Annotated in this window: 29 protein-coding genes and 1 tRNA gene; 8 read left to right on the top strand and 22 right to left on the bottom strand. The window is 69.0% G+C overall.

What is annotated here, in order from left to right; all coding sequences use genetic code 11:
- The first annotated feature begins 21 nt into the window (after positions 1 to 21).
- Entirely contained in the window at positions 22 to 804 is a 783-nt protein-coding gene (locus tag IEY84_RS17485) for an SDR family oxidoreductase (protein ID WP_183550907.1), read from the top strand.
- Here the strand turns inward: IEY84_RS17485 and IEY84_RS17480 are convergent.
- A complete protein-coding gene (locus IEY84_RS17480) occupies positions 779 to 1,690 on the bottom strand; it encodes an RNA polymerase sigma-70 factor (protein ID WP_183550910.1) in 912 nt (303 codons plus the stop codon). The genes IEY84_RS17485 and IEY84_RS17480 overlap by 26 nt on opposite strands.
- Positions 1,691 to 2,058: 368 nt before the next feature.
- Here IEY84_RS17480 and IEY84_RS17475 point away from each other — a divergent pair, with 368 nt between their 5' ends.
- Positions 2,059 to 2,259 (top strand): cupin domain-containing protein, encoded by a 201-nt coding sequence (locus IEY84_RS17475; protein ID WP_183550912.1) that lies wholly within the window; start codon positions 2,059 to 2,061, stop codon positions 2,257 to 2,259.
- Between the two features lie 76 nt (positions 2,260 to 2,335).
- Here the strand turns inward: IEY84_RS17475 and IEY84_RS17470 are convergent, their stop codons facing one another.
- Positions 2,336 to 3,094 carry an SDR family oxidoreductase gene (locus tag IEY84_RS17470; RefSeq protein WP_183550914.1) on the bottom strand — a complete coding sequence of 253 codons (759 nt, stop codon included), beginning with the start codon at positions 3,092 to 3,094 and terminating at the stop codon, positions 2,336 to 2,338.
- 191 nt (positions 3,095 to 3,285) lie between these two features.
- Between IEY84_RS17470 and IEY84_RS17465 the strand changes: the two genes are divergently transcribed.
- Entirely contained in the window at positions 3,286 to 4,332 is a 1,047-nt protein-coding gene (locus tag IEY84_RS17465; RefSeq protein WP_183550916.1) for a ferritin-like domain-containing protein, read from the top strand.
- Between the two features lie 89 nt (positions 4,333 to 4,421).
- On the opposite strand, the gene IEY84_RS17460 is transcribed toward IEY84_RS17465, so the two are convergent.
- Positions 4,422 to 4,495: transfer RNA gene (locus IEY84_RS17460), tRNA-Pro, on the bottom strand.
- A gap of 79 nt (positions 4,496 to 4,574) precedes the next feature.
- The gene (locus IEY84_RS17455; RefSeq protein WP_229788781.1) at positions 4,575 to 5,294 is read right to left on the bottom strand and encodes a FadR/GntR family transcriptional regulator; all 720 of its coding nucleotides are present in this window, start codon (positions 5,292 to 5,294) and stop codon (positions 4,575 to 4,577) included.
- Positions 5,295 to 5,416: 122 nt separating this feature from the next.
- Here IEY84_RS17455 and IEY84_RS17450 point away from each other — a divergent pair, with 122 nt between their 5' ends.
- Together IEY84_RS17450 and IEY84_RS17445 are read left to right on the top strand one after the other, a co-directional pair.
- Entirely contained in the window at positions 5,417 to 5,911 is a 495-nt protein-coding gene (locus tag IEY84_RS17450) for a gluconokinase (RefSeq protein ID WP_183551121.1), read from the top strand.
- Between the two features lie 139 nt (positions 5,912 to 6,050).
- Positions 6,051 to 6,659, top strand: a complete 609-nt coding sequence (locus tag IEY84_RS17445) for a hypothetical protein (protein ID WP_183550918.1) — start codon at positions 6,051 to 6,053, stop codon at positions 6,657 to 6,659.
- A gap of 59 nt (positions 6,660 to 6,718) precedes the next feature.
- Here the strand turns inward: IEY84_RS17445 and IEY84_RS17440 are convergent, their stop codons facing one another.
- Positions 6,719 to 7,213 (bottom strand): VOC family protein, encoded by a 495-nt coding sequence (locus IEY84_RS17440; RefSeq protein ID WP_183550920.1) that lies wholly within the window; start codon positions 7,211 to 7,213, stop codon positions 6,719 to 6,721.
- A 168-nt stretch (positions 7,214 to 7,381) separates the two neighbouring features.
- Between IEY84_RS17440 and IEY84_RS17435 the strand changes: the two genes are divergently transcribed.
- The gene (locus tag IEY84_RS17435; RefSeq protein ID WP_189129311.1) at positions 7,382 to 7,873 is read left to right on the top strand and encodes a MarR family winged helix-turn-helix transcriptional regulator; all 492 of its coding nucleotides are present in this window, start codon (positions 7,382 to 7,384) and stop codon (positions 7,871 to 7,873) included.
- 71 nt (positions 7,874 to 7,944) lie between these two features.
- On the opposite strand, the gene der is transcribed toward IEY84_RS17435, so the two are convergent.
- Genes der through IEY84_RS17415 form a run of 4 tightly spaced genes read right to left on the bottom strand, consistent with a single transcriptional unit; the run spans position 7,945 to position 11,860 of the window.
- On the bottom strand, positions 7,945 to 9,345 hold the full coding sequence (der, locus tag IEY84_RS17430) for a ribosome biogenesis GTPase Der (RefSeq protein WP_183550924.1): 1,401 nt from the start codon (positions 9,343 to 9,345) through the stop codon (positions 7,945 to 7,947).
- Positions 9,338 to 10,078, bottom strand: a complete 741-nt coding sequence (locus IEY84_RS17425; protein ID WP_183550927.1) for a lysophospholipid acyltransferase family protein — start codon at positions 10,076 to 10,078, stop codon at positions 9,338 to 9,340. The genes der and IEY84_RS17425 overlap by 8 nt, the downstream gene beginning before the upstream one ends.
- Positions 10,075 to 10,770 carry a (d)CMP kinase gene (gene cmk, locus IEY84_RS17420; RefSeq protein WP_183550930.1) on the bottom strand — a complete coding sequence of 232 codons (696 nt, stop codon included), beginning with the start codon at positions 10,768 to 10,770 and terminating at the stop codon, positions 10,075 to 10,077. The genes IEY84_RS17425 and cmk overlap by 4 nt, the downstream gene beginning before the upstream one ends.
- Positions 10,771 to 10,780: 10 nt before the next feature.
- Complete coding sequence (locus IEY84_RS17415; protein WP_183550933.1) at positions 10,781 to 11,860, bottom strand: prephenate dehydrogenase; 1,080 nt, start codon at positions 11,858 to 11,860, stop codon at positions 10,781 to 10,783.
- Positions 11,861 to 12,049: 189 nt separating this feature from the next.
- Here IEY84_RS17415 and IEY84_RS17410 point away from each other — a divergent pair, with 189 nt between their 5' ends.
- Together IEY84_RS17410 and IEY84_RS17405 are read left to right on the top strand one after the other, a co-directional pair.
- Positions 12,050 to 12,682, top strand: coding sequence for a type 1 glutamine amidotransferase family protein (locus IEY84_RS17410; protein WP_183550936.1), 633 nt, complete (start codon positions 12,050 to 12,052; stop codon positions 12,680 to 12,682).
- Positions 12,679 to 13,149: a MarR family winged helix-turn-helix transcriptional regulator gene (locus IEY84_RS17405; protein ID WP_183550939.1), complete on the top strand. Its 471-nt coding sequence runs from the start codon at positions 12,679 to 12,681 to the stop codon at positions 13,147 to 13,149. The genes IEY84_RS17410 and IEY84_RS17405 overlap by 4 nt, the downstream gene beginning before the upstream one ends.
- A gap of 28 nt (positions 13,150 to 13,177) precedes the next feature.
- Here IEY84_RS17405 and IEY84_RS17400 read toward each other — a convergent pair whose 3' ends face one another.
- The 13 genes from IEY84_RS17400 to ald form a co-directional block, all read right to left on the bottom strand.
- Positions 13,178 to 13,561 (bottom strand): VOC family protein, encoded by a 384-nt coding sequence (locus tag IEY84_RS17400; RefSeq protein WP_183550942.1) that lies wholly within the window; start codon positions 13,559 to 13,561, stop codon positions 13,178 to 13,180.
- Positions 13,562 to 13,565: 4 nt separating this feature from the next.
- A complete protein-coding gene (locus tag IEY84_RS17395; RefSeq protein WP_183550945.1) occupies positions 13,566 to 14,360 on the bottom strand; it encodes a helix-turn-helix domain-containing protein in 795 nt (264 codons plus the stop codon).
- Between the two features lie 156 nt (positions 14,361 to 14,516).
- Positions 14,517 to 15,761 (bottom strand): threonine--tRNA ligase, encoded by a 1,245-nt coding sequence (thrS, locus tag IEY84_RS17390; protein ID WP_183550948.1) that lies wholly within the window; start codon positions 15,759 to 15,761, stop codon positions 14,517 to 14,519.
- Positions 15,762 to 15,964: 203 nt separating this feature from the next.
- Positions 15,965 to 16,732: a pseudouridine synthase gene (locus IEY84_RS17385; RefSeq protein ID WP_183550951.1), complete on the bottom strand. Its 768-nt coding sequence runs from the start codon at positions 16,730 to 16,732 to the stop codon at positions 15,965 to 15,967.
- The gene (scpB, locus tag IEY84_RS17380) at positions 16,729 to 17,409 is read right to left on the bottom strand and encodes an SMC-Scp complex subunit ScpB (RefSeq protein WP_183550954.1); all 681 of its coding nucleotides are present in this window, start codon (positions 17,407 to 17,409) and stop codon (positions 16,729 to 16,731) included. Before scpB ends, IEY84_RS17385 begins: the two co-directional genes overlap by 4 nt.
- Positions 17,402 to 18,304: a segregation and condensation protein A gene (locus tag IEY84_RS17375; protein WP_183551124.1), complete on the bottom strand. Its 903-nt coding sequence runs from the start codon at positions 18,302 to 18,304 to the stop codon at positions 17,402 to 17,404. Before IEY84_RS17375 ends, scpB begins: the two co-directional genes overlap by 8 nt.
- A gap of 29 nt (positions 18,305 to 18,333) precedes the next feature.
- Positions 18,334 to 18,687, bottom strand: coding sequence for a hypothetical protein (locus IEY84_RS17370; protein ID WP_183550957.1), 354 nt, complete (start codon positions 18,685 to 18,687; stop codon positions 18,334 to 18,336).
- On the bottom strand, positions 18,669 to 19,664 hold the full coding sequence (locus IEY84_RS17365) for a ParA family protein (protein ID WP_183550960.1): 996 nt from the start codon (positions 19,662 to 19,664) through the stop codon (positions 18,669 to 18,671). The genes IEY84_RS17370 and IEY84_RS17365 overlap by 19 nt, the downstream gene beginning before the upstream one ends.
- 313 nt (positions 19,665 to 19,977) lie before the next feature.
- Positions 19,978 to 20,991, bottom strand: a complete 1,014-nt coding sequence (locus tag IEY84_RS17360; protein WP_183550965.1) for a DUF4241 domain-containing protein — start codon at positions 20,989 to 20,991, stop codon at positions 19,978 to 19,980.
- Positions 20,992 to 21,269: 278 nt separating this feature from the next.
- Positions 21,270 to 21,416 carry a hypothetical protein gene (locus IEY84_RS17355; RefSeq protein WP_183551143.1) on the bottom strand — a complete coding sequence of 49 codons (147 nt, stop codon included), beginning with the start codon at positions 21,414 to 21,416 and terminating at the stop codon, positions 21,270 to 21,272.
- Positions 21,417 to 21,446: 30 nt separating this feature from the next.
- Positions 21,447 to 24,074 (bottom strand): DEAD/DEAH box helicase, encoded by a 2,628-nt coding sequence (locus IEY84_RS17350; protein ID WP_229788779.1) that lies wholly within the window; start codon positions 24,072 to 24,074, stop codon positions 21,447 to 21,449.
- Positions 24,071 to 24,967 carry a site-specific tyrosine recombinase XerD gene (xerD, locus tag IEY84_RS17345; RefSeq protein WP_183551128.1) on the bottom strand — a complete coding sequence of 299 codons (897 nt, stop codon included), beginning with the start codon at positions 24,965 to 24,967 and terminating at the stop codon, positions 24,071 to 24,073. Before xerD ends, IEY84_RS17350 begins: the two co-directional genes overlap by 4 nt.
- A gap of 226 nt (positions 24,968 to 25,193) precedes the next feature.
- The gene (ald, locus tag IEY84_RS17340) at positions 25,194 to 26,309 is read right to left on the bottom strand and encodes an alanine dehydrogenase (protein WP_183550967.1); all 1,116 of its coding nucleotides are present in this window, start codon (positions 26,307 to 26,309) and stop codon (positions 25,194 to 25,196) included.
- Between the last annotated feature and the right edge of the window lie 228 nt (positions 26,310 to 26,537).

The following is a 26,537-nucleotide window of genomic DNA, read 5'->3' as shown; positions in this document are numbered from 1 at the left end:
CCACCACCAAGGAGAAACAGCATGCGTATCGCCATCGCCGGAGTCAGCGGCCTCGTCGGATCGGCACTCGCCAGAGCCGCCCAGGCCGCCGGACACGACGTCGTCGGACTGTCGAAGGAGTCCGGCACCGACGTGCTTCAGCCGACCGGACTCGCCGACGCACTGACCGGCGCCGAGGCGCTCGTCGACGTCGTCCAGAGCCCGTCGCTCGACGAAGACGGCGCCACCGCTTTCTTCACCGCTGCCGCCGCCAACCTCGGCACGGCCGCCCACGAGGCAGGAGTACGCCGCACCGTCGTCCTCTCGATCATCGGGGTGGACAAGATCGCCGCTTCCGAGACCGAGGCGGGCACCGGTTTCGACGGCTACTACCGCGCCAAGTACGCCCAGGAGCTGGCCTGTGTCGCGCACGCGCCCGGCCCGCACGTGGTCCGGTCCGCGCAGTTCCACGACATCGCTCGCCAGGCGATCGGCTGGGGCCGCGACGGCGACCGCACCACCGTGCCGGACCTGGTGACGCAGCCCGTCGCCGTCGACGCGATGGTCGAGGTGCTCCTCGCCGTGGCCACCGGCGAGATCGAGGGTGACCTCGTCGAGGTGGCCGGTCCCCAGCAGGAGAACCTGGCCCTGCTGTCGGCCGCCTACGCCGAGCGGGCCGGTGACCCGGTGCAGGTCGACGGCGCACCTGTCGGCGAGCTGGTGCGCGACGGCGTGCTGCTACCGGGCGAGGACGGGCACCTGGTCGGTCCGAGCTTCGACCAGTGGCTCGACGCGACGGTCACTGTCCCGGCTCGTCGCCCCTGAGACGTACGAGCTTCTCGGGGACCATCACCCACATGAGCTGCTCGATGCCCGCGGCGGACGCGGCGATGCTCAGCAGCGCGACCGGCTCGCCGTTGCGACGGACGAGCAGCGACGGTCGCCCGTTGGTCTCCATCCAGCTGGTGGTGGCCCCGTCCCACCACCAGCTGGAGAACGCCCGCACGAACTTCGCGACGGGCGTCCGTCCGACGACGGGTCGGCGCGCGGCGTTGCCGACGATGCCGGCGCCGTCGGAGAGGCTGACGACGTCGGCGGCCAGTACGCGTTCCAGCTGGGCGAGGTCTCCCTTCTGCGCGGCAGCGACGAACGCGGAGAGCAGCTCGCGGTGCTTCGCCGGGTCCACCGGGTCACGGCGCTCCGAGAGGACACCCCGCTTGGCCCTGCTGACGACCTGGCGGGCGTTGACGCTCGAGATCTCGAGGATCGCCGCGATCTCGTCGTAGGTGTAGCCGAACGCCTCCCGCAGGACGTACGCCGCACGCTGGTCCGGCCGGAGTCGCTCGAGCAGCAGCAGCGTGACGCTCTCCAGCGCCTCGGCCCGCTCCGCACCCAGGGTCGGATCGGCCTCGGTGTCCACCGGCTCCGGCAGCCACGGACCGACGTACGTCTCCCTGCGCGAGCGCGCCGACTCGGCCACGTTGATCGCCAGACGCGTCGCTACGGTCGTCAGGAATGCCGCCGGGTTGCGTACGGCGCTCCGATCGGTCTGCTGCCAGCGCAACCAGGTCTCCTGGACGATGTCCTCCGCTTCGGCCGCGCTTCCCAGGATCCGGTAGGCGATTCCGAACAGTCTCTTCCTCGACTGATCGAACACCTCGACCGCAGTCTCGAGGTTGCCCTCCCCCGGTATGTCCTGGTCGATGGACATGCTGAACTCCATCCCTCCCTTGCCTGCGCCGGCGGGGCCCCAGTCGTCTTTCACCGGGCCGCCTCGACAATGAGACCAGACAGCAACGCGAATCGCGACACGACCGCGCCCGGACGCGAAGTGTCACCAATCTCGTGACGGCGTACAGCCGGTGCTACCTCTCGATGCAATTGAGGCAACCGACTAGTCGCCCGGAGACCGGTGAAGTCGAGGGTCGGCGTGGTCATGGGTCCCTCCCAATCCGATTTTCTTGTCGAATGATGTGATCCGCCTCTTCGACGTGCGGCGGTCACAACCGCCGTACGTCCGGGCGGGTTCAGCATCATGACGTCGTGCAGGGATACACCGTCCATCGAGGAGGCCTTCCCATGTCGCTGACCGTTCTTCAAGAAGCGAAACTGCCCTTCATTCCAAAAGGCGCGCATGCGATGACGATCGTCATCGACTACCCGCCGGGCGACCCCGGTACCCCACCGCACCGCCATTCCGGACCGGCTTTCGGCTATGTGCTGGAGGGAGAGATGGTGTCCGAGCAAGAGCTCCAGGCAAAGGGATGGCGCCGAAGCTGAACTGCGCTCATCTGGCCCGGACGGCACACGCCGTCCGGGCCAGATATCAGGGACCTGTTCGACGAGTTGGTCGTGTCTACTTCGCCGGCGGCGGGTTCAGCGGCAGCCAGTCGGCGAACCGGGTGGCCGACAGCTGCGCGTCGGGACCCGGCAGCAGCATGTCCTTGTCCAGCCGGGCACCGAAGTAGCGTGCCTCCGGGTCGGTGACGACCTCACGGGCGTCCTTGCGGTAGGCCAGCCCGGTGCGGATCAGGTCGTCGAGGCCGAACTGCTCGGGACCGGCCACCTCGACGGTGTCGTTCAACGGCGTGCCCACGGAGACTCGGCCGACTGCGGCTGCGACGTCCTCGCCTGCGATGGGCTGGATCCGCGCATCCGACAGACGGACGGTGTTTCCGTCCGTCGCCGCTTGGGCGATGCTGCCGACGAACTCGAAGAACTGCGTGGCGTGCACGATCGAGTACGGCCGTCCGGACTCCTTGATCAGCCTCTCCTGCTCGATCTTCGCGCGGAAGTAGCCACTTTCGGCGAGCCGTTCGGTGCCAACCACCGACAACGCCACGTGGTGCCCAACTCCGGCCTCCTCCTCGGCTGCAAGAAGGTTCCCGGTTGACGTACGGAAGAAGTCCAGCACGGCGTCGTCGGCGAACGAGGGCGAGTTGGAGACGTCGACCAGCACCTGAGCGCCCTTCAGCACCTCGGCCAGCCCTTCGCCGGTCAGCGTGTTCACCCCCGAATCGGGTGAGGCAGGCACCGCTTCGTGGCCGTGTTCGGCCAGTTTCCGGACGAGCTTGGAGCCGATGAGTCCAGTCCCGCCGATCACAACGATCTTCATGGTGTTCCTTCCATCCCGCGTCCCGGCCGATCCGAAACGTCGCTCACCAGTCAGGACCGGACAGGCCTGCGGTTTGTGACAGAACCTCCAGCGGCCGATGTGAACAGCCGACCTCCGTCGGATCTGTCACAAACAAAGGGTCGGTCCGGTCCTTTGTTTGTGAAACCGACCTGACGAACCGAGGTACCTCAATGGACACCCGTGGCGCCCACGCCATCGATACGATCGACGATCTCCGCCGCCATCTGCAGTGGGCGATCGAGCTCGAGCACGCGACCATTCCTCCGTACCTGTGCGCGCTCTATTCATTGGACCCTGCCCGCAACCCCGAGGCTGCCCAAGTCGTGGGCACGGTCCTCGCCGAGGAGATGATCCACCTGGCGCTGGCCGCGAACCTGCTCAACGCCGTCGGCGGCTCTCCCAAGCTGGACGCACCCGACCTGCTGCCGGCATACCCCCATCCCCTGCCCCACAGCGACCAGTCCGTGCACGTCCATCTCGTCCCATTCGGCCCCGAAGCGCTCGACCTGTTTCTACGCATCGAGCAACCCGCGTCCGTGGACGCGCCGCCACAGAGTGACGAGTATCGGACGATCGGACAGTTCTACGCTGCGATCGAGGCCGGACTGCACACCTTGTGCGACCAGATGGGTGAGAAGAATGTGTTCAGCGGCGATCCGGCCCGGCAGATCGGCGAATACCACCTCAGGGGTGGCGGCGGTGAGGTGCTGCCGGTCGTCGACCTGAAGTCTGCGTCGGCCGCGCTGGCAGAGATCGTCGAGCAGGGCGAGGGTGCTGCACGTACGAACGTCTGGGACGGTGATCGCGACGTCTTCCACCCCGAGCGGGACGAGGTCGCGCACTACTACAGGTTCCAGGAGCTCCGCCTGGGCCGCCGCTACCAGACCGGCGACACACCACAGTCCGGACCGACCGGCAAGGAGATCGCCATCGACTTCGATGGAGTCCTGCCGATGCGGGCCAACCCGCGTACCGTCGACTATCCGGAGGGCAGCCCAATCCGCGTCGCCCAGGAAGAGTTCAACCAGACCTACTGCCTGGTCCTGTACCTGCTCGAGCAGGCTTTCAACGGCGATCCCAGCCAGATGCAGGACGCTGTCGGCGCCATGTTCGGACTGCGCAAGCAGGCGATGGCGCTGATGAAGATGCCGACGGGCGACGGGAAGACGACGGCTGGTCCGTCCTTCGAGTACGTGCCGATTGAGCAACGGACCTGAAGCGCGGCCGCCGATGGGCAACGTGGTGAACGTTGCACACAGGCACAAAAAACGCCCCTGACCTGCGTGAGCAAGTCAGGGGCGATCTGTCGGGCTGACAGGATTTGAACCTGCGGCCCCTTGACCCCCAGTCAAGTGCGCTACCAAGCTGCGCCACAGCCCGAAACTGCGAGCGGATCTCTCCGTTCGAAGCGATCCGAACATTACCGCAAGGCGCCGGGCGGCCTCCAATCGGTATCCCCCTACGGCGGGTCGTCGGCGGAGGCGAGGGCCTCGGCGGCCTCGTCGATGATGGCTCGCATCGCTTCCTCAGCCCCGGCGGGGTCGCCGTTGCGGATGGAGATCGCCACTTTCTCGTGCAGCTCGATGGCGGTCGGGTTCGGCGTGTCCGGCATCAGCTGGTGGTGCGTACGGCCGGCGAGGAGCTCTGCGACGAGGTCGCCGAACGCGGCGAGCATCTCGTTGCCGCAGGCGTTGAGGAGCACCCGGTGGAAGGTGGTGTCGGCGTCCAGGTAGGCCTCCAGGTCGCCGGCGGAGGCGTGCACGACCATGTCTGCCACCGCCCTGGCGAGCGCGCCGTGATGCTCCGGCTCGGCGCGCTCGGCAGCGAGACGGGCCGCGATCGGCTCGAACCCGCGACGCAGCTCGGAGAGCGACAGCAGCTGCTCACGCCGGCCCTCGCCGTCGAGCCGCCACCGGATGACGCGCGGGTCGAAGACGTTCCACTCCCGGCGCGGCAGGACGGTGATGCCGACACGTCGCCGGGTCGCGACCATGCCCATCGCCTGGAGGACTCGCACGGCTTCTCGGGCGATCGGCCGCGAGACCTCGTACGTCGCCTGGATCCCCTCGAGCGTGATGACTGCCCCCGCCGGGAGCTCCCCGGCGACGATCCTGCGCCCGAGTGCGTCCCGGACGCTCTGGTGCAGTCGGCGTACGGCATCGCCGCTGGAAGTGGTCACCGCGGCATCGTCCCATATTCGCCGATCGCTCCACTCAGGGTCCTTTTCCTGACCGGTCTTGCCAAACGGATGCCTTTTCGGGCACCCTGTGACGCGTGACACAGCATCCCCTCCTCGTCGTCATGGGCGTCTCCGGCTCCGGCAAGTCCACCGTCGGCGCCGCCATCGCCCAGTACCTCCAGGTCCCGTTCGCAGACGCCGACGACTTCCACCCGCCGGCGAACATCGCGAAGATGGCCTCCGGTCGCCCGCTCGACGATGACGACCGCCGACCCTGGCTCGAGACGCTCGGCGGCTGGCTGGCCGAGCACCAGCGCACCGGTGCCGTGCTGAGCTGCTCGGCACTCAAGCGCAGCTATCGCGACCTGCTCCGCAGCCGGGCCGACGGCGTTCAGCTCCTCCATCTCAGCGGGACTCAGGATCTGATCGAGGCGCGGATGGCGGCTCGTGCGGGCCACTTCATGCCCGCGTCGCTGCTGCGTTCGCAGTTCGCGACGCTCGAGCCGCTCGCGCCCGACGAGCCGGGTACGACCGTCGACATCGACCAGGAGATCGACGCGATCCTCGACCACTACCTCGAGCTCGTCAGCGCTGTCACCGGGCCTGTTGTGCGCTAGCGCGATGCTCTGCGTCCCCTCGCCAGCCGGGTCGAACGATCCCAGACGCCACTCAAGTCCCATCCGTCACTGAAACTGTCGGTGGTCTCCGACAGAATCACCTCTGACCGAAGGAACACACCCAACCCAGGAGCTCACCGTGTCGGATTCATCTTCCCCATCCGCCACCGACGAGACCACCGCTCCCGCGACAGCTGCCAGCGATGCGGCCGTGGACTCGCCCGTCAAACTCGACCCGATCTCCCGCAAGGGCACCCCGGCTCACCGCACCAAGTCCAGGCGCGAGGGCGCCGGGCGGCGTCAGGGGATGCCGGTGCAGGCGATCAGCCTCTCCGTGCCGGCTTCCCTGGCGGCGCAGTGGAAGACCTACAGCCAGGAGGTTCCGCGCTCGCTCGTCGACGTGATGCTCGACGCTGTCGCGGCGACCCGCCCCCGGCTTCCGGTCCTCCTGCGCGCCCACCAGGCGGCGCTGCGCGAGAAGACCAGGCCCGTCTCCGACGGGACGTTCATGCGCAACGTCCCGAAGCCGAAACGGCTCGAGGATCCGTACGTCACGATGCCCCTGCGTCTGCTGGCCACCAACGTCGACGTGCTCGACGCCATGGTCCACGAGATGGCCGCGGAATCCCGGTCACAGCTGATCGTGGTGGCGCTGACGGCGTGGCTCGCCGACCGGCGGGCCGAGGAGCAGGTCTACGAGGAGCAGCTCGAGCTCGAGGTGCCCGAGGACCCGTTCGACCGTCCTTGAGCAGGCGGCCGGGACGGGCAGGCGCCCGTCCCGGCCGCCTCACCGGTTCCGCGGTCCGGTCAGAGGACCTTGGTGCCGTACATCTCCCCCAGCGGGTCGGCGAGGAGCTCGAGCCGCTCGCCGTCAGGGCCCTTGAAGTAGATCGACGACTTCGACTCGACCAGGTAGTCGATCCCGGCCTCGTCCAGCTTCGCGCGCAGATAGTCCCACTTCTCCGCGGTCACCGAGATCGCGATGTGGTGCAGCCCGCCGAGCACCTCCGCGTACTCCCCCAGGTCCAGCCCGGGGAGCGTGAAGAAGGCCAGCAGGTTGCCCGCCCCGACGTCGAAGAAGAAGTGGTCCGAGCCGGCGTAGTCGCGGTTCTCGAAGATCTCGGTCAGCGGGAACTCCAGGAGCCCCTGGTAGAACTCGATCGACCTGCGTACGTCCGAGGCGAGCAGCGCGGTGTGATGGATCCCGCGGGCCGCGCTGGCGGGGCGGAGGGCCTCCTCACGGAGGTACTCCTTCTTGATCCGCTCACGGTCCTTCGTAATGAAGTCCATGTCGATGCTCATCGCTCTCCTCATGCCGGTGCCGGAGCCCGACCTGCCCTACGTGGTCGGCGCCCAAGGGGCCAGAGCAGAGTCTAGTTTCTGCATCAACTGTTTTCGTAGCCGGCGGCGACCTGCACCGATGGACGGTGATGCTCAAGGTGCCGGTTACGACTCGGTAAGGTAGCCCTCATGGACGAGGTCAAGTGGCTCAGCAACGACGAACAGGTCGCGTGGCGTGCCTGGCTCGCCGTCAACGCACAGCTCACCGCACGGATGAACCGTGACCTCCAGGCAAAGAACGGCCTCTCCCTCGCCGACTACGACGTTCTGGTCAACCTGACCGACGTCCCCGACCGCTCGCTGCGGATGTTCGAGCTCGGCGACAAGCTCCAGTGGGAGAAGAGCCGACTCTCGCGTCAGGTCATGCGGATGGCTGCGCGCGGTCTCGTCGAGCGTCGCGAGTGTCTCGATGACCGTCGCGGTGCCTTCGTCGATCTCACCCCTGCCGGGCTCGAGGCGATCCGGGCCGCCGCCCCCGAGCACGTGAAGCTGATCCGCCAGGTCATGTTCGACGCATTCACCCCCGACGAGGTCGCGACGCTGACCAAGCTCTACCACGGCGTGCTCGAGCGACTCGAGGTCAAGCCTGTCGAGGCCGCCGCGGACGGCTCCGCGGCCTAGCCGCACCCCGAGGTACATCGAGGGCCCGCAGGTCGCCACCGGCGATCTACGGGCCCTGATCGGTCGGACCGCTAGCGCTTGCGCTTCTCCCGCACCCGCTGCTGGAGCACGATCGGGGTGCCGACGAAGCCGAACTCCTCGCGCAGGCGGCGCTCGATGTAGCGCTCGTAGGAGGCCTCGAGCTTGCCGCTGGTGAACAGGACGAAGGTCGGCGGCGCCGTCGAGGGCTGCGTGGCGAAGAGGATCTTCGGCTGCTTGCCGGAGCGGACCGGGTGCGGGTGCTCGGCGACGAGACGGCCGAGGAACGAGTTGAGCGCACCGGTGCCGATCCGCGTCTCCCAGCCCTCGAGAGCCTTGTCGAGCGCCGGGACCAGGCGGTCGACGTGCCATCCGGTTCGGGCGGTGACGTTGATCCGCGGGGCCCACTGCACCTGGACGAGCTCGCGCTCGATCTCACGGTCGAGCTGCCAGCGGCGGTCCTCGTCGACGAGGTCCCACTTGTTGAACGCGATCACCAGCGCACGGCCGGCCTCGCGGACGGTCTGCAGGATGCGGATGTCCTGCTCGGAGATCTTCTCGCCACCGTCGATCACGAGCACGGCCACCTCGGCACGGTCGATCGCGGTCGTGGTGCGCAGGGACGCGTAGTACTCGTGCCCGGAGGACTCCTTGACCCGCTTGCGGATCCCGGCGGTGTCGATGAAGCGCCACTCCCGGTCACCCAGCGTGATCAGCTCGTCGACCGGGTCGACGGTGGTGCCGGCGACGTTGTCGACGACCGCCCGCTCCTCCTTCGCAAGCTTGTTGAGCAGCGAGGACTTGCCCACGTTGGGCTTGCCGACCAGCGCGATGCGCCGCGGGCCGCCGACCTCGGTGCCCTCGGGCATCGGCGGCGGGTCCGGAAGCACCGCGAGGATCGCGTCGAGCATGTCGCCCGAGCCACGGCCGTGGAGCGCGGAGACCGGCCACGGCTCCCCGAGCCCGAGATTCCACAGCGCGGCCGCCTCGGCCTCGGTGCGCAGGTCGTCGACCTTGTTGGCGGCCAGGATGACCGGCTTGCCGGACTTGCGCAGGATGCGTACGACCGCCTCGTCGGCGTCAGTGATGCCGACGGTCGCGTCGACGACGAAGAGCACCGCATCGGCCAGGGAGACCGCGATCTCGGCCTGGGCGGCGATCCGCTCGGCCAGGCCCTGGGCGTCCGGGTCCCAGCCGCCCGTGTCGACCAGCGTGAACGCCTTGCCGTTCCAGTCGGCGTCGTAGGAGATCCGGTCGCGGGTCACCCCGGGGACGTCCTGGACGACCGCCTCGCGGCGGCCGATGATCCGGTTCACCAGGGTCGACTTCCCGACGTTGGGGCGGCCGACGACCGCCAGCACCGGCAGCGGGCCGGTCGGGGTCTCGTCGGTCTCGTGAAAGTCTCGTACGTCTTCAGCTGTGTACACAGACGCCGGAACGTCGGGGTCAGTCATCGTTCTCCTCGGTAGGTAGCGGACCGGGCAGTTCGCGACCGGTCAACGCCATCGCATGGTCCTGTTGGACCTGCATGTGCTTCTGGAGCAAACCCGAGACATGCCCGACTTGTTCCCTGGTACGTGGCCAGCCTACGCGCTCGACGCGGAAAGGCTCGCCATAGCAGATGTCGATCCGAGCACCTTTGTGCGGCAAGGACGAGATCCCGCCGCCCGGATCGCGGCTGCCGAACATGGTCACCGGCACCACCGGGGCGCCCGAGGCAAGGGCGAGATAGGCGGCTCCGCGGTTGAAATGGGCCAGGTCGCCGGCACCGCGGGTGCCCTCGGGATAGATTCCCATCGCGTTGCCCTCACGCAGCACCTTCAGCGCCATCTTCACCGCGGTCGGGTCGCTGCCGAAGCGGTAGAGCGGGATCTGGCCCGCCCAGCGCAGGAACGGCCCGAGGAACCAGTGCTCGAACATCTCCAGCTTCGTCAGCGCGTGCACCGGTCGCGGCGTGAAGATCGCCAGCAACGGACCGTCGATGATTCCGATGTGGTTGGAGGCGAACACGACCGGCCCGGTCGCCGGGATGTTGGCGGTCTCGTGCAGCCGCACGTCGAACCGGCGCCTGATCACCCACCGGGCGTAGACGTTGATGTGATAGAGCGCCCACCGGCTCGGATGCGGGACCGCGTCGGTGCGGGGAAGCTCGGTGCGGGGCGTACCCGCGGGCGGACTGGCGCTCACTCCCCCGCCTTCTGGGCGAGGTCGACGACGAGGTCGATGACCTCCTCCAGCGTGTAGGGCGTCGTGTCGAGGTGGGTGGCGCCCTCGGGCACCGCCGCACCGCCCTTCGTGGAGTCGATCTTGTCGCGGTTCTCCAGCGATGCACGGACGGCCTCTGCGTCGGTGCCGCCCTCCTCGGCCGCGCGCCGTGCGGCGCGGGCGGCTGGGTCCGCGGTGACGTACAGCTTCAGGTCGGCCTCGGGCCAGACCGCGGTGCCGATGTCGCGGCCCTCGACGACGATGCCGGACCCGGCGGCGAGCGCATCGCGGATCTCCTGCTGCTGGAGCGCGACCAGGCGTGCCCGGACCTCGGGGACGGTGGCGACCGGGGAGACCGCCGCGTTGACCTGGTCGCTGCGGATCTCGACCGAGACATCGGCCCCGTCGAGGGCGATCGTCGGGGCGAGCGGGTCGGTGCCGGAGGTGATCACCGGCTTGCCGGCCGCGGCGGCGACCGCGTCCGCGTCGTGCACGTCGATGTCGTTGCTGAGCATCCACCAGGTCATCGCCCGGTACGTCGCGCCGGTGTCGAGGAAGCGCATGCCCAGGCGGTCGGCGACGCCGCGCGAGGTGCTCGACTTCCCGGAGCCGGAGGTGCCGTCGACGGCGATGACGATGCGTGCGGGGTCCGTGGTGGGATTGCTGCTGCTCACGGGCGGGAGCCTACCGGTGAGCGACCCAACCCCGGGACTCCAGAACCGTCTGCATCTGGTCGGCGGCGTCCGCGGCCACGATCAGCTCCATGACACCGACCGGGCGGCCGGGGTCGTGGTCGATGCGTACGTCCTCGATGTTGACGCCGCTCTCCCCCGCGTCGGCGAAGAGCCGGGCCAGGTTGCCCGGCTCGTCGGGCACCGTGACGTAGACGCTCGCCTGCGCCGTCTGCGGTCGGCCGTGCTTGCCGGGGATGGCGCGTGTCCCGGCCTGACCTTCTTTGAGGAGTACGTCCAGGGCGGCGGCGTCACCCTTGTCGACCGCCGCGATCATCTCGTCGAGCTGGGCGCGGACCTCGGCGAGCAGGCCGGTGACGGCGCGGGCATTGCCGGCCACGATCTGGCCGTAGAGACCGGGGTCGCCGGCGGCGACCCGGGTCACGTCGCGCACGCCTTGGCCGCTGAGACCGAGGTGTCCCTCCGGTGCCACCGCGAGCCGGCCGGCCACCAGCGCGGCCATCAGGTGCGGTACGTGGGAGGTGCGGGCGACCGCCTGGTCGTGGTCCTCCGGGCTGAGCGTCAGCGGAACGGCTCCGCACAGCGTGGCGAGCTCGCCGACGAGGTCCGTCGCCTCGGCGTCGGCCTCCGCGTGCGGCGTGACCGCCCAGGGCCGCCCCTCGAACAGCGTCGCGGTCGCGGCCAGGGGCCCGGAACGCTCGCTGCCGGCCATCGGGTGGCCGCCGACGTAGCGGCGTACGTCGTCGCGGCTGTGCTCGCGCACGTAGGCCAGCGGCGACGCCTTCACGCTGCCGACATCAGTGACGACCGCGTCCGGGTTGTCGGCTAGCGCCTGGGAGATCACCTCACCCAGATGCGCCGGCGGGACCGCGACGACGACCAGCTGCGGCGCGTCGCCGGGCTTGCGGCGGCGACCGGCCCCCAGGCCGGTCGCGGTGCGTACGTGGCTGGCGACCGCGTCGCTCAGGAGCACCTCGAGCCCTGCCGCCGCGCAAGCCAGGGCCACCGAGGTCCCGAGCAGGCCGACGCCGACGATCTCGACGGGGCCGCGGAGCGCTCGGGGGTTGGTCATGGGTCCAAGGCTACGAGACCGGGCCGGTCGAGACTGCGCTCGCGGGCACGGTGAGACGGGCCGCCTCGTTCTCGGCGGGCTGTGCGATGCCGTGGATGCCAGGCATGGTGTGCGATAGCGCTGTGCGGCACAGGGGCGGCGCACGAGGGACACGTTGACAGTATGCTGTCATCATGCCAGCATACTGTCATGCCTTCGTCCAAGCCCCTCGCCGTCCACCTCGCCCTCCCGGAGTCCATGTCGGACTGGGAGACCGGGCACGCCACCGCACACATCAACAAGCCCGACTGGCAGGCGCAGCCGGGTCGCTACCAGGTGGTCACGGTGGGGCTCACCGATCGGCCCATCACCACCATGGGCGGGCTCCAGGTCACCCCGGACGTCACCGTCGACCAGGTCGAGCCGACCGACAGCGCGATGCTGATCCTGCCGGGTTCCGACATCTGGCACTCCGCGGGCGCCACCGCGCCGTTCGTCGACCTGGCACAGCGTTTCCTCGACACGGGGACCCCGGTGGCGGCGATCTGCGGCGCCACGTACGCGCTGGCCGCCGCCGGACTGCTCGACGAGCGTGCGCACACCAGCAACGACCCGCAGTACCTCGCGATGAGCGGCTACCGCGGCGCCGAACGCTACGACACCGAGCAGACGGCCGTCACCGACGGCAACCTGATCACCGCGACCGCGACCCGGCCCGTCGACTTCGCCGCCGAGATCTTCACCACGCTCGGCCTCTACGAGCCGAGCGTGCTCGAATCCTGGCTGAAGCTGTATCGCGACAACGACCCGCAGGGCTTCTACGAGCTGACGGCAGTCCAGTGAGCAGCGCCGAGCAGGAGCTGCTCTCGAACGCCGCGATCACCAGCTTCCGCCTCAACGGCCAGTTCCTCGCGGTCGCCGAGCAGCTGGCGGCGCCCTCAGGGCTGACCGCTGCCCGCTGGCAGGCGCTCGGTGCGGTGCTCTCCGCACCGGCGACGGTCTCCGAGATCGCCCGGACCATGGGCATCACCCGGCAGAGCGTCCAGCGCATCGCCGATCTCCTGGTCGACCAGGAGCTGGCCGAGTATCAGCCTAACCCGGCCCACCAGCGGGCGAAGCTGCTCTCCTCCACCGACGCCGGACGCGACGCCGTCGCCAGGATCGGCCCCGGCCACGCTGCGTACGCCCGACTCCTCGCCGAGAACCTCGGCGAGGAGCGGCTTCGAGACGCGGTCGAGCTGATGGGCGTGCTCTCGCGGGCGCTCGACGAGCTCGGCCTCCCCGACCAGGCATCGGCCCAGAACCGATGACGGCGAACGGCACGCCGAGCCCGTGCCGTCAGGACGGCTGATAGCTGCCGAACGACCAGTGGTTGCCTTCCGGATCGACGACGCTCCCGCCGCGGCCGCCGTAGTCCTGGTCGACCATCTCCCGCTCCACCGTGGCCCCGGCGGCGAGCGCCTTGTCGAAGACGCCGTCGGGGTCATTCGTCACCAGGTAGGCGTTGGCGCCGCCCGGCGACCCGACGCCGCCACCCTCCCGGACCTGCCCGAACATCAGGCCGCCGCCCTCGGGCCAGAGCCACTCCGCGTGGTGCACGATGCCACCCTCACGGTAGGTCGCGTGCTCCGCGAAGCCGATCGCGCTCAGCCACTTCATCATCGCCTCGGCGTCGTGGAACGCCATGCACTGCCAGTACTTCACCTTCGCTGCTTCACTCATGACCTCAGCCTCGCTCAACTGCTCCTGCCAGGTCTTGAACGAATGGGAACTCCTCGCGCAGCCAGGTCGTCGGTGTGCAACCGGCGAACTCGTGCCACTCACGGGTCAGGTGTGCCTGGTCGGCGTAGCCGCAGACCGTCGCCGCCCGAGCCAGCGGCATCCGGCCGACGAGACCGCGGGACCGGTCGAAACGCGCCAGCCGCTGGAACTGCTTCGGCGCGACCCCGGTCTCGGCTCGAACCAGATCACTGATCCGTCGGCGGCTGTAGCCCACGTCGTCGGCCACCTCCTGCACACCTGCTCCCCCGGTCAGCAGAGCCAGCGCACGCCCGACCTCAGCTTGGGGCCCCGGCTCGCCCTGGCGCGCCAGCGCCTCGACCAGGCTGCTCACGACCAGTCGCGCCCACTGCCGCGGATCGGCCCCGGCCAACTGCTCCGGAAGATGACGTACGCCACCGGGGGCCGCGACCTCGTCGAGAGCCAAGAGCTCGCCGCGCCAAGCCGCAGCCGGCATCCCGAACAGCGCCCTCACCCCTGCGGTCGTCAGTCCGAGCTGTACGCCCCGCTGGTAGCCGCGGTGATGGATCGCCGCGGGCCGGGTGTGCAGCCCCGAGACCAACGACCACGCTGTCACCGGCTCCGACCCGCTCCCCCACGAGGTCACCAGCGGCTCATCGACCGGCAGCACGAAGGTGATCTCGGTCGACGGCATCCCCCGGTGAACCCCCGGCGCTCCGAAATCCACGTCGTAGGTGACCAGCGAGGTGACATAGGGCCGCAGCACCTGCGGGACGGTCATGTCTCCGATGGTGTCACGGTCGGGGCGGGTTGCCCATGCGATAGCGCCGGCGTCGACCAGGTTGTGCGATAGCGCGTTGCGGTGTTCAACGCATAATCGAGACCCTAGGAGGGTGAGTCACGGCACGAGTGAGTCCCCCTCCTAGCGTCCACTCGGTCAGCTCGGCCAATCGAGCGCAGCTGCCCGGACGGCGTACGCCGCCTTCATCGCCGCCACCAGATCCTCGACCTGGAGCCTGCGCTCGACGCCGGCCGCTACGTCGCGCACCTGGACCTGGCCATCCTCGGCCTCGGCCGAGCCGACGATCGCGATCAGCGGCTCGCGACGGCGGCGGGACTCACGGATCCTCGCGCCGAGGGAACCGATGGAATCCAGGCGCGGGCGGAGACCCTCGGCGACGAGCGCGTCGACGAGCTCGCGCGCAGCCTCGTCCTGGGACGGAGAGACGGGGAGGACGGCGAGCTGATGCGGAGCCAGCCACAGCGGGAGGCGGCCCTGGTAGCGCTCGAGCAGGGCCGCGGTGACCCGCTCCATGGAACCGACGGTGCCGCGATGCACCATCACCACCCGCTCACGCGACCCGTCGGCGGCGTCGTAGGTGAGGTCGAACCGCTCGGGTTGGTTGAAGTCGACCTGCACGGTCGCGATGGTCTCTTCGTGCCCACTGCGGCCGACGACCTGTAGGTCGAGCTTCGGTCCGTAGAAGGCGGCCTCGCCCAGTGCCTCGACCACTTCGACGCCCGCATCAGAGGCTGCCTTCCGAAGCGCCTCCTCTGCTCCACGCCACTGCGCGGCGGAGCCGAGGTAGGAGGGTGAGTCGTCGCGCAGCGAGAGGCGTACGTAGTCGACCCGCAGACCGAGGATCTCCTGCGCCTTCAGCGCCGAGCGCAGCGCCTTCCCGGCTTCGTCGGCCACCTGGTCGGGACGGCAGAAGACGTGGGTGTCGTCGAGGTTGATCTGACGCACCCTGCTCAACCCGGAGAGCACCCCGGAGCGCTCTGCGCGGAACATCGGGGCGAGCTCGTGCAGCCGGAGCGGGAGCTCGCGGTAGGAGTGCTGGCGGGCCTTGTAGACCAGCGCATGGTGGGGACAGTTGGCGGGACGGAGCACGAGCTCGTCACCGCTCTCTCCCGCCGGACCCGATCCCATGTCCATCGGCGGGAACATGTCGTCGGCGAACTTCGCCCAGTGACCCGAGCGCTCGAAGAGCGCACGTTTCCCGAGAACCGGGGTCTTGACCGGTACGCAGCCGTCGGCCCTGGCCAGGTCGGCGGCGAGCCGCTCCAGCTCGGCGAAGACGACGGCGCCGTCGGGCAGCCAGAGCGGCAGCCCGGAGCCGGCCAGCGGGTCGGTGGCGAAGATGGCGAGGTCGCGGTTGAGGTCGCGATGATCGAGGTTCATGGGTGTGCCTCCTGGGTATCGGCCACGGAGCATCACCACCAGAGACGAGAACCGCCCCGGAGCAATGCTCCGGGGCGGTCTGCGAAAAATGGACAGCAGGTCAGCGCCGGAGTGGGTCCGGCGTCGTCGTGCTCATCGCGCGCTGCTGCATGCCGACCACCTTAACGGTTCGGATCTGCGTACGCACCAGGGTTTCCGGGCTCTCAGAGCTCGGTGGTGTCGAGCAGCTCGCCGAGCTCCTCGCGGGAGAGATCGCGCATCTCCCCGGGCTTCATCGAACCCAGCCGGACCGGGCCGATCCGGGTGCGGGTCAGCCGCGTGACCGGGTGGTCGAGGTGGTCGAGGAGGCGGCGGACGATGCGGTTGCGCCCCTCGTGGATGACCAGCTCGATGATCGACTTGTCCTTGCGGGTCTCCATGATCCGAGCCTTGGTCACGGTGACCGGACCGTCCTCGAGGGTGACCCCGGCGAGCAGCCGCTTGCGTACGTTCGGGAAGATCTCGCCCTCGACCTCGGCGACGTAGGTCTTGTCGACCTCGTAGCTGGGGTGAGCCAGCCGGTGGGCGAAGTCACCGTCGTTGGTGAGGATGATCAGGCCCTCGGTGTCGGTGTCGAGGCGGCCGACGTGGAAGAGCCGCTCGGGGCGGTCGGCGACCACGTCGGAGAGGTTGCGGCGGCCCTCCGGGTCGCTCATCGTCGAGACCACGCCGCGCGGCTTGTTGAGGGCCAGATAGACCTTGCCGGAGATCGGCGGCAGGCGCTTGCCGTTGACGCGTACGACATCCTTGCCGGGGTCCACCTTGGTGCCCAGCCGGGTGACGACCTCGCCGTTGACCTCGACCGAGCCGTTGAGCATCAGGACCTCGCTGCCGCGCCGCGACGCGATGCCGGCCAGGGCCAACAGCTTCTGGAGCCGAATCAGGCCCTCGTCGTCCAGCGGCAGATCGTCTCGCTCAGGCAGGTCACTCACGCTTGAGATTCTGCCGCATCGGCGGAGTCATCCCCATTTGCCGCGCCCTCTTCCGGCTGCGCCGCCAGCGCCGCCGGGCTGACCTGCTCGGTCAGCTCCTCCTCCATGTCGGCGAGGTCCGGAAGATAGGGCGCCAGCTCGGGCAGCTCACCGAGGTCCGTGATGCCGATCCGCTCCAGGAAGTAGCCGGTGGTGCGGTAGAGGTTGGCGCCGGTCTCGTGGTCCTGACCGGCCTCCTCGACGAGCCCGCGGGTGAGCAGGGTGCGCATCACGCCGTCGACGTTGACTCCGCGGATCGCGGAGACGCGGGCCCGAGAGACCGGCTGCTTGTAGGCGACCACGGCCAGCGTCTCCAGTGCGGCCTGGGTCAGCCTGGCCTGCTGCCCCTCGAGCACGAAGCCCTCGACCACACCGGCGTACTCCGCACGCGTGTAGAACCGCCAGCCGCCCGCGACGTTGCGCAGGTCGAAACCGCGTCCCTGGTCGGTGTATTCGGCCGCCAGACCCTCCAGGGCCGCGACCACGGCAGCCGTCGGGTGCCCGACCGCCGAGGCCAGCGAGGCAGCGTCCAGCGGCTCATCCGCGACCATCAGCACCGCCTCGAGCGCGGGACGCAGGTCGCCGACCTCGATCGGCAGGGTCTCCTCGGTGCTCTCCCCTGTCGCAGCCTCAGTCATCGTTCTTCTCCCCATCGTCGGCGCCGCCCTCGGCGGGCGGCTGCCCCTCGAACTCGTCCTGGATCAGCTCGTCGACATCGAGCGCCTCGTCCCCGGTCCAACGTACGGTCAGCTCTCCCAGCGCGGTGACCTGGTCGAAGGCGACCGCACCCTCCCGGAAGAGCTCCAGGAGCGAGAGGAACCGAGCCACCGTGGTCAACGTGTCCGGCGAGTCGAAGCACAGGCTGCGGAAGGTGACCTGTCCGCCGGCACGCAGCCGCTCGATGACCAGGGCAGCCTGCTCCTTGACCGAGACCTTGGAACCGTGGATGTGGGACAGCCCGATCTCGGGCGGTCCAGGCTTGGGTGCCATCGCGGCCGCGGCGAGCTGGGCGAACTGCTCCAGCCCGATCCCGATCAGCACCTCGGGCAGCAGACCGGCGTAGCGCGGCTCCAGCTGCACCGAGCGTGGGTGGCGCTTGGACTCCTTCGCGAGCCGCTCGGCGAAGACGGCCGCCACCTGCTTGAACGCCTTGTACTGCAGCAGTCGAGCGAAGAGCAGGTCGCGCGCCTCGAGCAGCGCCAGATCCTCCTCGTCCTCGACATCGCCCTGCGGGAGCAGACGCGCCGCCTTCAGGTCGAGCAGGGTGCTCGCGACCAGCAGGAAGTTGGAGGTCTGCTCGAGGTCCCAGGTGCCCTTGCCGCCGTCCGCGGACCTGTCCGCGGCGCCCTTCTTGACGTACGCGATGAATTCGTCGGTCACCGTGGCCAGGGATACCTCGGTGATGTCGAGCTTGTGCTTGGCGATCAGGCTCAGCAGCAGGTCGAACGGGCCCTCGAAGTTGCCGAGGTGCACCTCGAACCCGCCGGCGCCGCTCGGCTCCTGCTCCTCGGCCACATCCGGGCCATCCGTCATCGGTGCGGCCGTCCGGGCATCGAGCACCGTCACTCGGCGAGCCGGTGCACGAGGGCGCTGTCGTCCCCGTGCTCCTCCAGGTCGGCCAGCACGATCGCGAGCGCCTCGCGCACCAGCCGGCCGCGGTCCACCGCGATGCTGTGCTTGGCCCTGAGGTTGAGCCGGGCGTGCTCGAGCTCGAGCAGCTCCTCGGAGGTGATGTAGACCGTCATCTTCTCGTCATGACGTACGCGGCCACTCGAACGCTTCTTGGCAGCCGGGGTCTCCTCGGCCGGCTCCGGCACGGCGTGGACCGGGCGGGCCTTCGCCTCGGCGGCTGCCGCGTCGGCCGTACGCCGGAAGAGGTCGTCGGCGGCCGGAACCCTCACGCGTCGCGTTGCCATCGGGCCAGCACCTCCTTGGCGAGCATCCGGTAGGAGTCGGCGCCGGTGGAGCTGGAGGCGTACTCGGTGATCGGCTCGCCGACCACGGTCGAGTCGGCGAACTTCACGGTGCGCCGGATGACGCTGTGGAAGACACGGTCGCCCCAGCCGTTGACCAGGGTCTCCATGACCTCGCGGCTGTGCATGGTGCGGCCGTCGTACATCGTGCCCAGTATTCCGTCGATCTTCAGACGCGGGTTGAGCCGCTCCTGGACCTTGTCGATGGTGTCCTTGAGCAGGGCGACGCCGCGCAGAGCGAAGTACTCGCACTCCAGCGGCACGACGACCGAGTCGGCGGCGGTCAGAGCGTTGACGGTCAGCAGTCCCAGGCTCGGCTGACAGTCGATGAGGATCACGTCGTAGTTGGCCACGGCAGGGGCCAGCGCACGGGCCAGGGTCTGCTCGCGGGCGACCTCCTGGACGAGCTGCACCTCGGCGGCGGAGAGGTCGATGTTGGCCGGCAGCAGGTCGACGCCGTCGATGCCGGAGGGGACCACCACGTCCGCGAGCGTGATGTCACGCTCCATCAGCAGGTTGTAGACGGTCAGCTCGATCTCGTTGGGCTGGAGCCCGAGACCGACCGAGAGCGACCCCTGCGGGTCGAAGTCGACCATCAGGACCTTGCGGCCGTGCTCGGCCAGCGCCGCCCCCAGGTTGATGGTGGTCGTCGTCTTGCCGACGCCACCCTTCTGGTTGACCATCGCGACGGTGCGCGCGGGACCGCCGGTCGCCGGGCCGGGGTCGGGGAGGTTGGGCCAAGGACGACCCGTCGGACCCAGCTTGTTCTTGCCCGGGGAGTCGAACGACGACGCGTCGGGCTCAGGGGCGTTGGCGCGCAGCCGGGCCGAGGGCGGATAGGCCGGCGGCGGAGCCGCCGGCGTCTGCGGAGGCATCTGCGGCGCGGTCGCACCACCTGCTCCGAAATAGCTGTCTTCCATTCCTCCACCCCCGGTTCAGTTGCCGCGGCTCTGGGACGATCACGGCGTGCGGGTCTATATGTCGACACGGCGACTCTAAGACCCGGATCTGCGCGACTGTAGGAGCCGCGCCGGGCGTGTCACAAGGCAAATCCGGATGATTCTGCTACGGGAAGGAAATTTGTTGACGGCCTGTGCATTCCGCCCCGCTCAGCCCCCACAGGTGGCAACGACGAGGTGCAGAACTCTGTGGATAACCGTCAGCGGACCGGCCGGTCGATCTCGTGGTTCCACACGGTGGCATCGTCGCACTGCGGCGCCCTAGCCGATCCTGTCATCGGTCGTCGAGAAGCAGCATATCGGCGACGAAGCAGACGACGTCGCCGGCCTCGTCGCGCCCGATCCACACCGGGTACGCACCGTCTCCCTCACCACTGGCGTACGCGACCATGGCACCGTCCGCGAGCGTCGCCCCGCTCGACTCGCTGTCCTCGAGGAGCTTCCAGCCACCGTCGTCGTACACGTCGGTCAGCTCGTCCGCTCTCGCGGCATCCAGGAACGCCCCGGTGCCCGTGTCGACGCCCATCCCGTAGAACTCGTCCGCGCCCAGATCCAGCTGATCCTGGCCAGGCGTCAGGCCCATCTCCCACGAGATGACCCGCCGATCCGCGACCCGGAGCGTCGCCGCGGCGACCATGCCCCAGCCTTTGGCGGCCTCTTCCTCGGTCGCAGCGAGGCTCAGCGTCACCGGGTAGATGCCGCTGGGGATCGTGGCCGTGAAACCACCGGCATCCTCCCCACTCGGGATCCAGCCGGGATCAGCTGCCATGACCCGCCCCTCTGTGATCGCGACACTCCCGATCGTCACCTCGCGGATCTGGACCTTTGTGCCCCGGTACGACTGGACGCTGCCGACCCGAAATCGCTCGACCACGTCGCCGGCTCGCAGTGGCGGCGACGGCTCCCAGGGCTCGGCACGGACGACCGCGAGCGCGGCGCCGGCGCTCGATGAAAGCTCCGTCGAGATCTGAACGAACCGGAGGAGGTCAGACCACTCGCCGAACACGGGTGTCGGCACCTGTGGCCGTTCCTCGCACAAGCCGACACTGCGGACGCTGCCGCCACGCTCGCCCTGAGGCTCCTCAATCGTCGTGCAGATTCCGTCACTGCGGTACTTGACCTGCTGACACCCAGCCTCGCGAACATCGTCGGTCTGAGTGAAGTCCCAGGTGGTCAGGCTCTGCAACACGACGAACCCAGCACCCGGGTCAGAGAGCCGGGCGAGGGCCACGCGCCGCCCTGACTCATCGAACCTCTCGATCTCGAACCGGTGGTCCTCGCGGGCCACTCCCACCACAGCGACGGCCGACCCGCCGTCATGGATGACCACCACATACGGCTCTCCGCGCTCGTCGCGCGCACGAGCCTGGTCCGGGGACAGGCGGTCGACCAAGCCGTTCCGCCATCCGCCGGCATAGGTGAATTCATGCATCGTCGTTCCTCGATCCGAGTGGGAGGGCTACGCGGCCATGGAGCGGGCCAAAAGCGCCGCGACACGCCGTGGCTTCAGCGTGTCGCGGTCATTCTGGATGTTGCTGTGGCCCCTCAGCGGGGCCTCGGCCCGGCTCAGCGCTGCTTACGGCGCTTCTGGAACTGGTCGTAGGCCTTGTTCGCAGCGTCCTTGATCTTCTTCTGGTTCTCGGGCTTGCGAGCCTCGTTGGCGATCTTGGCGACGGCCGCGACGACGATGGGGTTCTTCATCAGCTTGCGCACGGCGCAACGCTAGCGGACGCCCGCAACCCGTCACAGTCGCCGCATCGCCACCGTCGCCAGGACGAGCTCACCGGCCTCGTCGCTCGCGTCCAGATCGGCCACCGCCTCGATCACCCAGTCGTGATCCCCGGCCGGGTCGTCGAGGGTCTGGGTGATCCGCCAGATGCGGGTCTCGTCGTACGTCTCATCATCCTCGTCGACTCCCGCCGGCGCACTGCGTTCGGCCGTCCAGGTGAGCAGCTTGGGCGAGCGCGAGTCGGCGGAGATGCCGACGTCGTCGTGCTCGGCGAAGTAGGCCTCGAGGGCGTCGTCCCAGCGGGACCTGGTCATCACGACCTCTCGCGCAGGGTCGAAGCGGTCGGCGGCCGCGCGCTCCAGGCGCATCAGGCCGTCGAGGTCGTCGCGCGAGACCGCGTCGACCCGCGCCCACATCGCGTTGCGGACCATGACCTCGAACGCCCGGGTCTGCTGGGACAACGACCGCGGCGGCGGTGGTGCCTCGTGGTGGGCGACGGCCGACGGGATGTGCTCGGGGTCGGAGAGCGCCTCCCACTCGTCGAGCAGGCTCGAGTCGGTCTGCCGGATGGTCTCCCCCAGCCACTCGACCAGGTCCTCGACCTCGGGACTCTTGTGGGTCTCGGGGAGAGTGTGCCGGAAGGTGCGGTAGGCGTCGGTCAGGTAGCGCAGCACCAGGCCCTCGGAGCGAGCGAGCTGATAGCGGCGTACGACGTCGGTGAAGGTCATCCCCTGCTCGTACATCTCGCGCAGGATCGACTTCGGGTCGAGCGCGTCCTCCGGCAGCCACGGGTGGGTGCCACGGTAGACCTCGAAGAGCGCCTCGAGCCGTTCGGCCATCGGCTTGGGCCAGGTGATCTCCTCGATGAGCGCCATCCGCTCGTCGTACTCGATCCCGTCGGCCTTCATGTTCTCGATCGCCTTGCCCCGGGCCTCGTGCTGCTGGGCGAAGAGGATCTGACGCGGAGGCTCGAGGACGGACTCGATCACCGAGACGATCTCGAGGGTGTGCTCCGGCGACTCCGGGTCGAGCGTGTCCAGCGCAGCCAGCGCGAAATGGGCCAGCGGCTGGTTGAGCGCGAAGTCGGCCGGGAGATCCTCGGTGAGGACATAACGGCGTCCGTACGCATCGGGCTCGGCGAGCCGCGTCAGGACTCCGCTGTGGAGCAGGGAGCGGGTCAGCCGCAGGGCCCGGCGGGCGAGCTTGAGCTGGGTGCGGTGGTCCTCGTGGTTGTCCATGGTGATCCGGCGCATCACCTCGAAGGCGTCCTCGTCGCGGGCGACCACGTTGAGGATCATCGAGTTGTCGACCTTCATCTTGCTCTGCAACGGCTCAGGAGCGCCGTCGACGAGCTTGGTGAAGGTGGCCTCGGTCCACACGACCGTGCCCTCGGGCGGCTTCTTGAGCTGAGCCTTGGAGTTCTTCTTGCCGGCCTTGCGGCGCTCCTCGGACTTCGCCTTGGCCTTCTCGTTCTCGATGATGTGCTCGGGGGCCTGGACGACGACGTAGCCCTGGGTGTCGAAGCCGGCACGGCCCGCCCGCCCGGCGATCTGAAGGAACTCCCGGGTCCGCAGGATCCGCTGGCGGCGGCCGTCGAACTTGGCCAGGCCGGTGAAGAGCACCGTACGGATCGGGACGTTGATGCCGACGCCGAGGGTGTCGGTGCCGGCGATGACCTTGAGCAGGCCGGCCTGGGCGAGCTGCTCGACCAGCCGCCGGTATCTGGGAAGCATGCCGGCGTGGTGGACGCCGATGCCCTTGCGCAGCAGCTTGGAGAGGGTCTTGCCGAAACCGGCGGCGAAGCGGACCGGCTCGAGCTTCTTGGCGATCTGGCCCTTCTCTTCGGTCGAGAGCTTCAACCAGCCGGCGTTGAGGAGCGAGGTGCCGTGGGTGACGGCGTCCTTCTGGGTGAAGTGGACGACGTAGACGGGCGCCTGTCCCGTGGTGACGAGTTCCTCGAGGCTCTCCGGGAGCGGGGTCATCCGCCAGTCGAACGCAAGCGGAACGGGTCGTTCCGCCTGGTCGACGAGAATGGTGTCGCGGCCATTTCGTCGGGTCAGGTCCTCGGCCAGCAGCTTGGTGTCACCGAGGGTCGCGGAGAGAAGCAGGAACTGGGCCTGCGGCAGCTCGAGCAGCGGCACCTGCCATGCCCAGCCCCGGTCGGGCTCGCCGTAGTAGTGGAACTCGTCCATGATCACGAGTCCGACGTCGGCGCGCTTGCCTTCCCGCAGCGCGAGGTTGGCGAGCACCTCGGCCGTGCAGCAGATGATCGGAGCGTCCGCGTTGACGCTCGCATCACCGGTGAGCATCCCGACGTTCTCGGCGCCGAAGGTCTCGACCAGGTCGAAGAACTTCTCGCTGACCAGCGCCTTGATCGGCGCGGTGTAGAAGGAGACCTTGTCCTCGGCCAGCGCGTACGCATGCGCGCCTGCCGCGACCAGCGACTTCCCCGAGCCGGTCGGCGTCGCCAGGATGACGTTGTCGCCAGCCAGGATGGACATGATCGCCTCGTCCTGGTGGGGATAGAGGCTGCGCCCGCTCCCCTCGGCCCACGTCACGACCGCCTCGTAGACGTCGTCGGGGCTCGCGCCGACCTTCGGGATCCAGTCGCCGGGTTTGGTCGAGCTCGTCGAAGCGGTCACAGGGCCCTCGGGTGTGCGGTCGCGAAGACCTCTCGGAGATTGTCCACGGTGACAAGAGTGTAGATCTGCGTCGTGGTCACCGACGCATGGCCCAGCAACTCCTGCACGACGCGTACGTCGGCGCCACCGTCGAGCAGGTGGGTGGCGAAGGAGTGGCGCAGGGTGTGCGGGGAGACGTCCTTGTCGATCCCGGCGCGCTCGGCGGCGCGGGTCAGCACCGTCCAGGCCGACTGTCGGGAGAGGCGACCGCCGCGGGCGTTGAGGAAGAGCGCGCCACCCGAGCGGGCCGCTGCGAGGTCGGGCCGGGCCCGAGTCAGGTACGCCTCCACGGCCTCGATCGCATAGGAGCCGACCGGGACGATCCGCTCCTTGCCGCCCTTGCCACGCAGGAGGACGACATGGTCGACCCGGTCGAGGTCGTCGACGTCGAGGCCGACCGCCTCGGAGATGCGGGCACCGGTGCCGTAGAGCACCTCGAGAAGAGCCCGGTCGCGCAGCGCGAGCGGTGTCCCGGGGGCGCCCGCCGCCTCCAGGATCGCCTCGACATCGGCCAGCGGCAGCGCCTTCGGCAGCCGCTTCTCCGCGCGCGGCGGCTTCACCTGGCCGGCAGGGTTGGCCTCGACCAGCCCGTCGGCGACCGCGAACTTGTGGAACCCGCGCACCGCGACCACCGTCCGTGCCGCCGAGGTCGCGCTCAGCGCAGGGTGCTCCTGGTTGCCTTCGCGCAGGTGCGTCAGGAACTCCGACACCGTCGCCTCCGAGATTCCGGCGAGGTCGTCGACGCCGTTGAGCGCCAGATATTCGGCGTATCTCCTCAGGTCCCGCCGGTAGGAGGACAGCGTGTTGGCCGCCAGCCCCCGCTCGACGGAGAGGTGGTCGAGATACGTACGCATCGCATGCTCCACCGCCGAAGCGGATCCCGAAGCGATCGATGCAGCCGTCACGTCCCCCATCCAACCAGCCGAGTCGGCTCATCCTGACCAAAACCACCGCCGAGTCGGCTCATCCTGACCAAAACATCTGCCGAGTCGGCTCGTCATAACGAGCCGACTCGGCGGGTTTGCACGTCAGTTTGCGCCGACTCGGCCGGACTTCACGTCAGAACTAGCCGACTCGGCGTCAGGCGAGGACGGTGTCGAGGGCGACGGAGTCGATGCCGACCGCCTCGCCGACGGGGCCGTAGGTGAGTTGGCCGGCGTGGGTGTTGAGGCCCTTGGCGAGCGCGGCGTCGTCACGAAGAGCCTGGGTCCAGCCCTTGTTTGCGAGCGCGACGGCGTACGGCATGGTCGCGTTGGTGAGCGCATAGGTGGAGGTGTTCGGGACGGCGCCGGGCATGTTGGCCACGCAGTAGAAGGTCGAGTTGTGGACCTGGTAGGTCGGGTCGGCGTGGGTGGTGGCGTGGGAGTCCTCGAAGCAGCCGCCCTGGTCGATGGCGATGTCGACGAGCACCGAGCCCGGCTTCATCCGCGAGACCAGGTCGTTGGTGACCAGCTTCGGCGCGGCCGCGCCCGGGATCAGCACGGCGCCGATGACCAGGTCGGCCTGGAGCACCTGCTCCTCGAGCGCGAGCTTGTTGGACGCGAGCCCGTGGACCTGGTTGGAGTAGCGCCAGAACGACATCCGCAGCTTCTCCAGGTCGGTGTCGAGCAGCGTGACGTCGGCACCCATCCCCAGGGCGATGTTGGCGGCGTTCTGACCGGAGACGCCGGCACCGATGATCACGACCTTGGCGTTGGCGACCCCGCCGACACCGCCCATCAGCGTGCCGCGGCCGCCCTGGGCCTTGAGCAGGTTGTACGCCCCGACCTGGGGCGCCAGGCAGCCGGCGACCTCCGACATCGGGTAGAGCAGCGGCAGCGACCGGTTGGGCAGCTCGACGGTCTCGTAGGCGATCGCGGTGACCTTCTTGGCCAACAGCTCCTGGGTCAGCGGCTTGTCGGCAGCCAGGTGGAGATAGGTGAACAGGGTCAGGCCCTCGCGCAGGCGGTGGTACTCCTCCGAGACCGGCTCCTTGACCTTGAGGACCAGGTCGGCATTGCCCCAGGTCTCGTCCGCGTCGCCGAGGATCTTGGCGCCGACTGCGGCGTACTCGCTGTCCGAGATCGAGGAGCCGACACCCGCACCGGCCTGCACGAAGACCTCGTGGCCGTTGGCCACCAGCTCGTGGACCCCTGAGGGCGTGATCGCCACCCGGTACTCGTGGTTCTTGACTTCCTTCGGTACGCCGACCCTCATCGTCTCCCCCTGAGGCAGGTAGCTCGTGGTTGATAGGTTCAGGTCGGCCACGTCGCCGCCCTCAGTGGCATGTCTACACCCGATGTGTCGCGGGTCACTAAATCGCCCTGTCGCGCTGCGCGCGCTGCTCGGCGTTGCTTGCAATGGCCTCGCGGAGCAGCTCCGCGCGGAGTACCTTTGCTGATGACTCGCCCGGCGTCCCGCGATCGAATCTCCGGGCATCACTCT

The sequence above is a fragment of the Nocardioides albus genome, from assembly GCF_014648255.1.
In the GTDB taxonomy this organism is placed as follows: Bacteria; Actinomycetota; Actinomycetes; order Propionibacteriales; family Nocardioidaceae; genus Nocardioides; species Nocardioides albus.
Note: the sequence above shows the minus strand (reverse complement) of the source record. Positions and strands in the feature narration are given on the sequence as shown.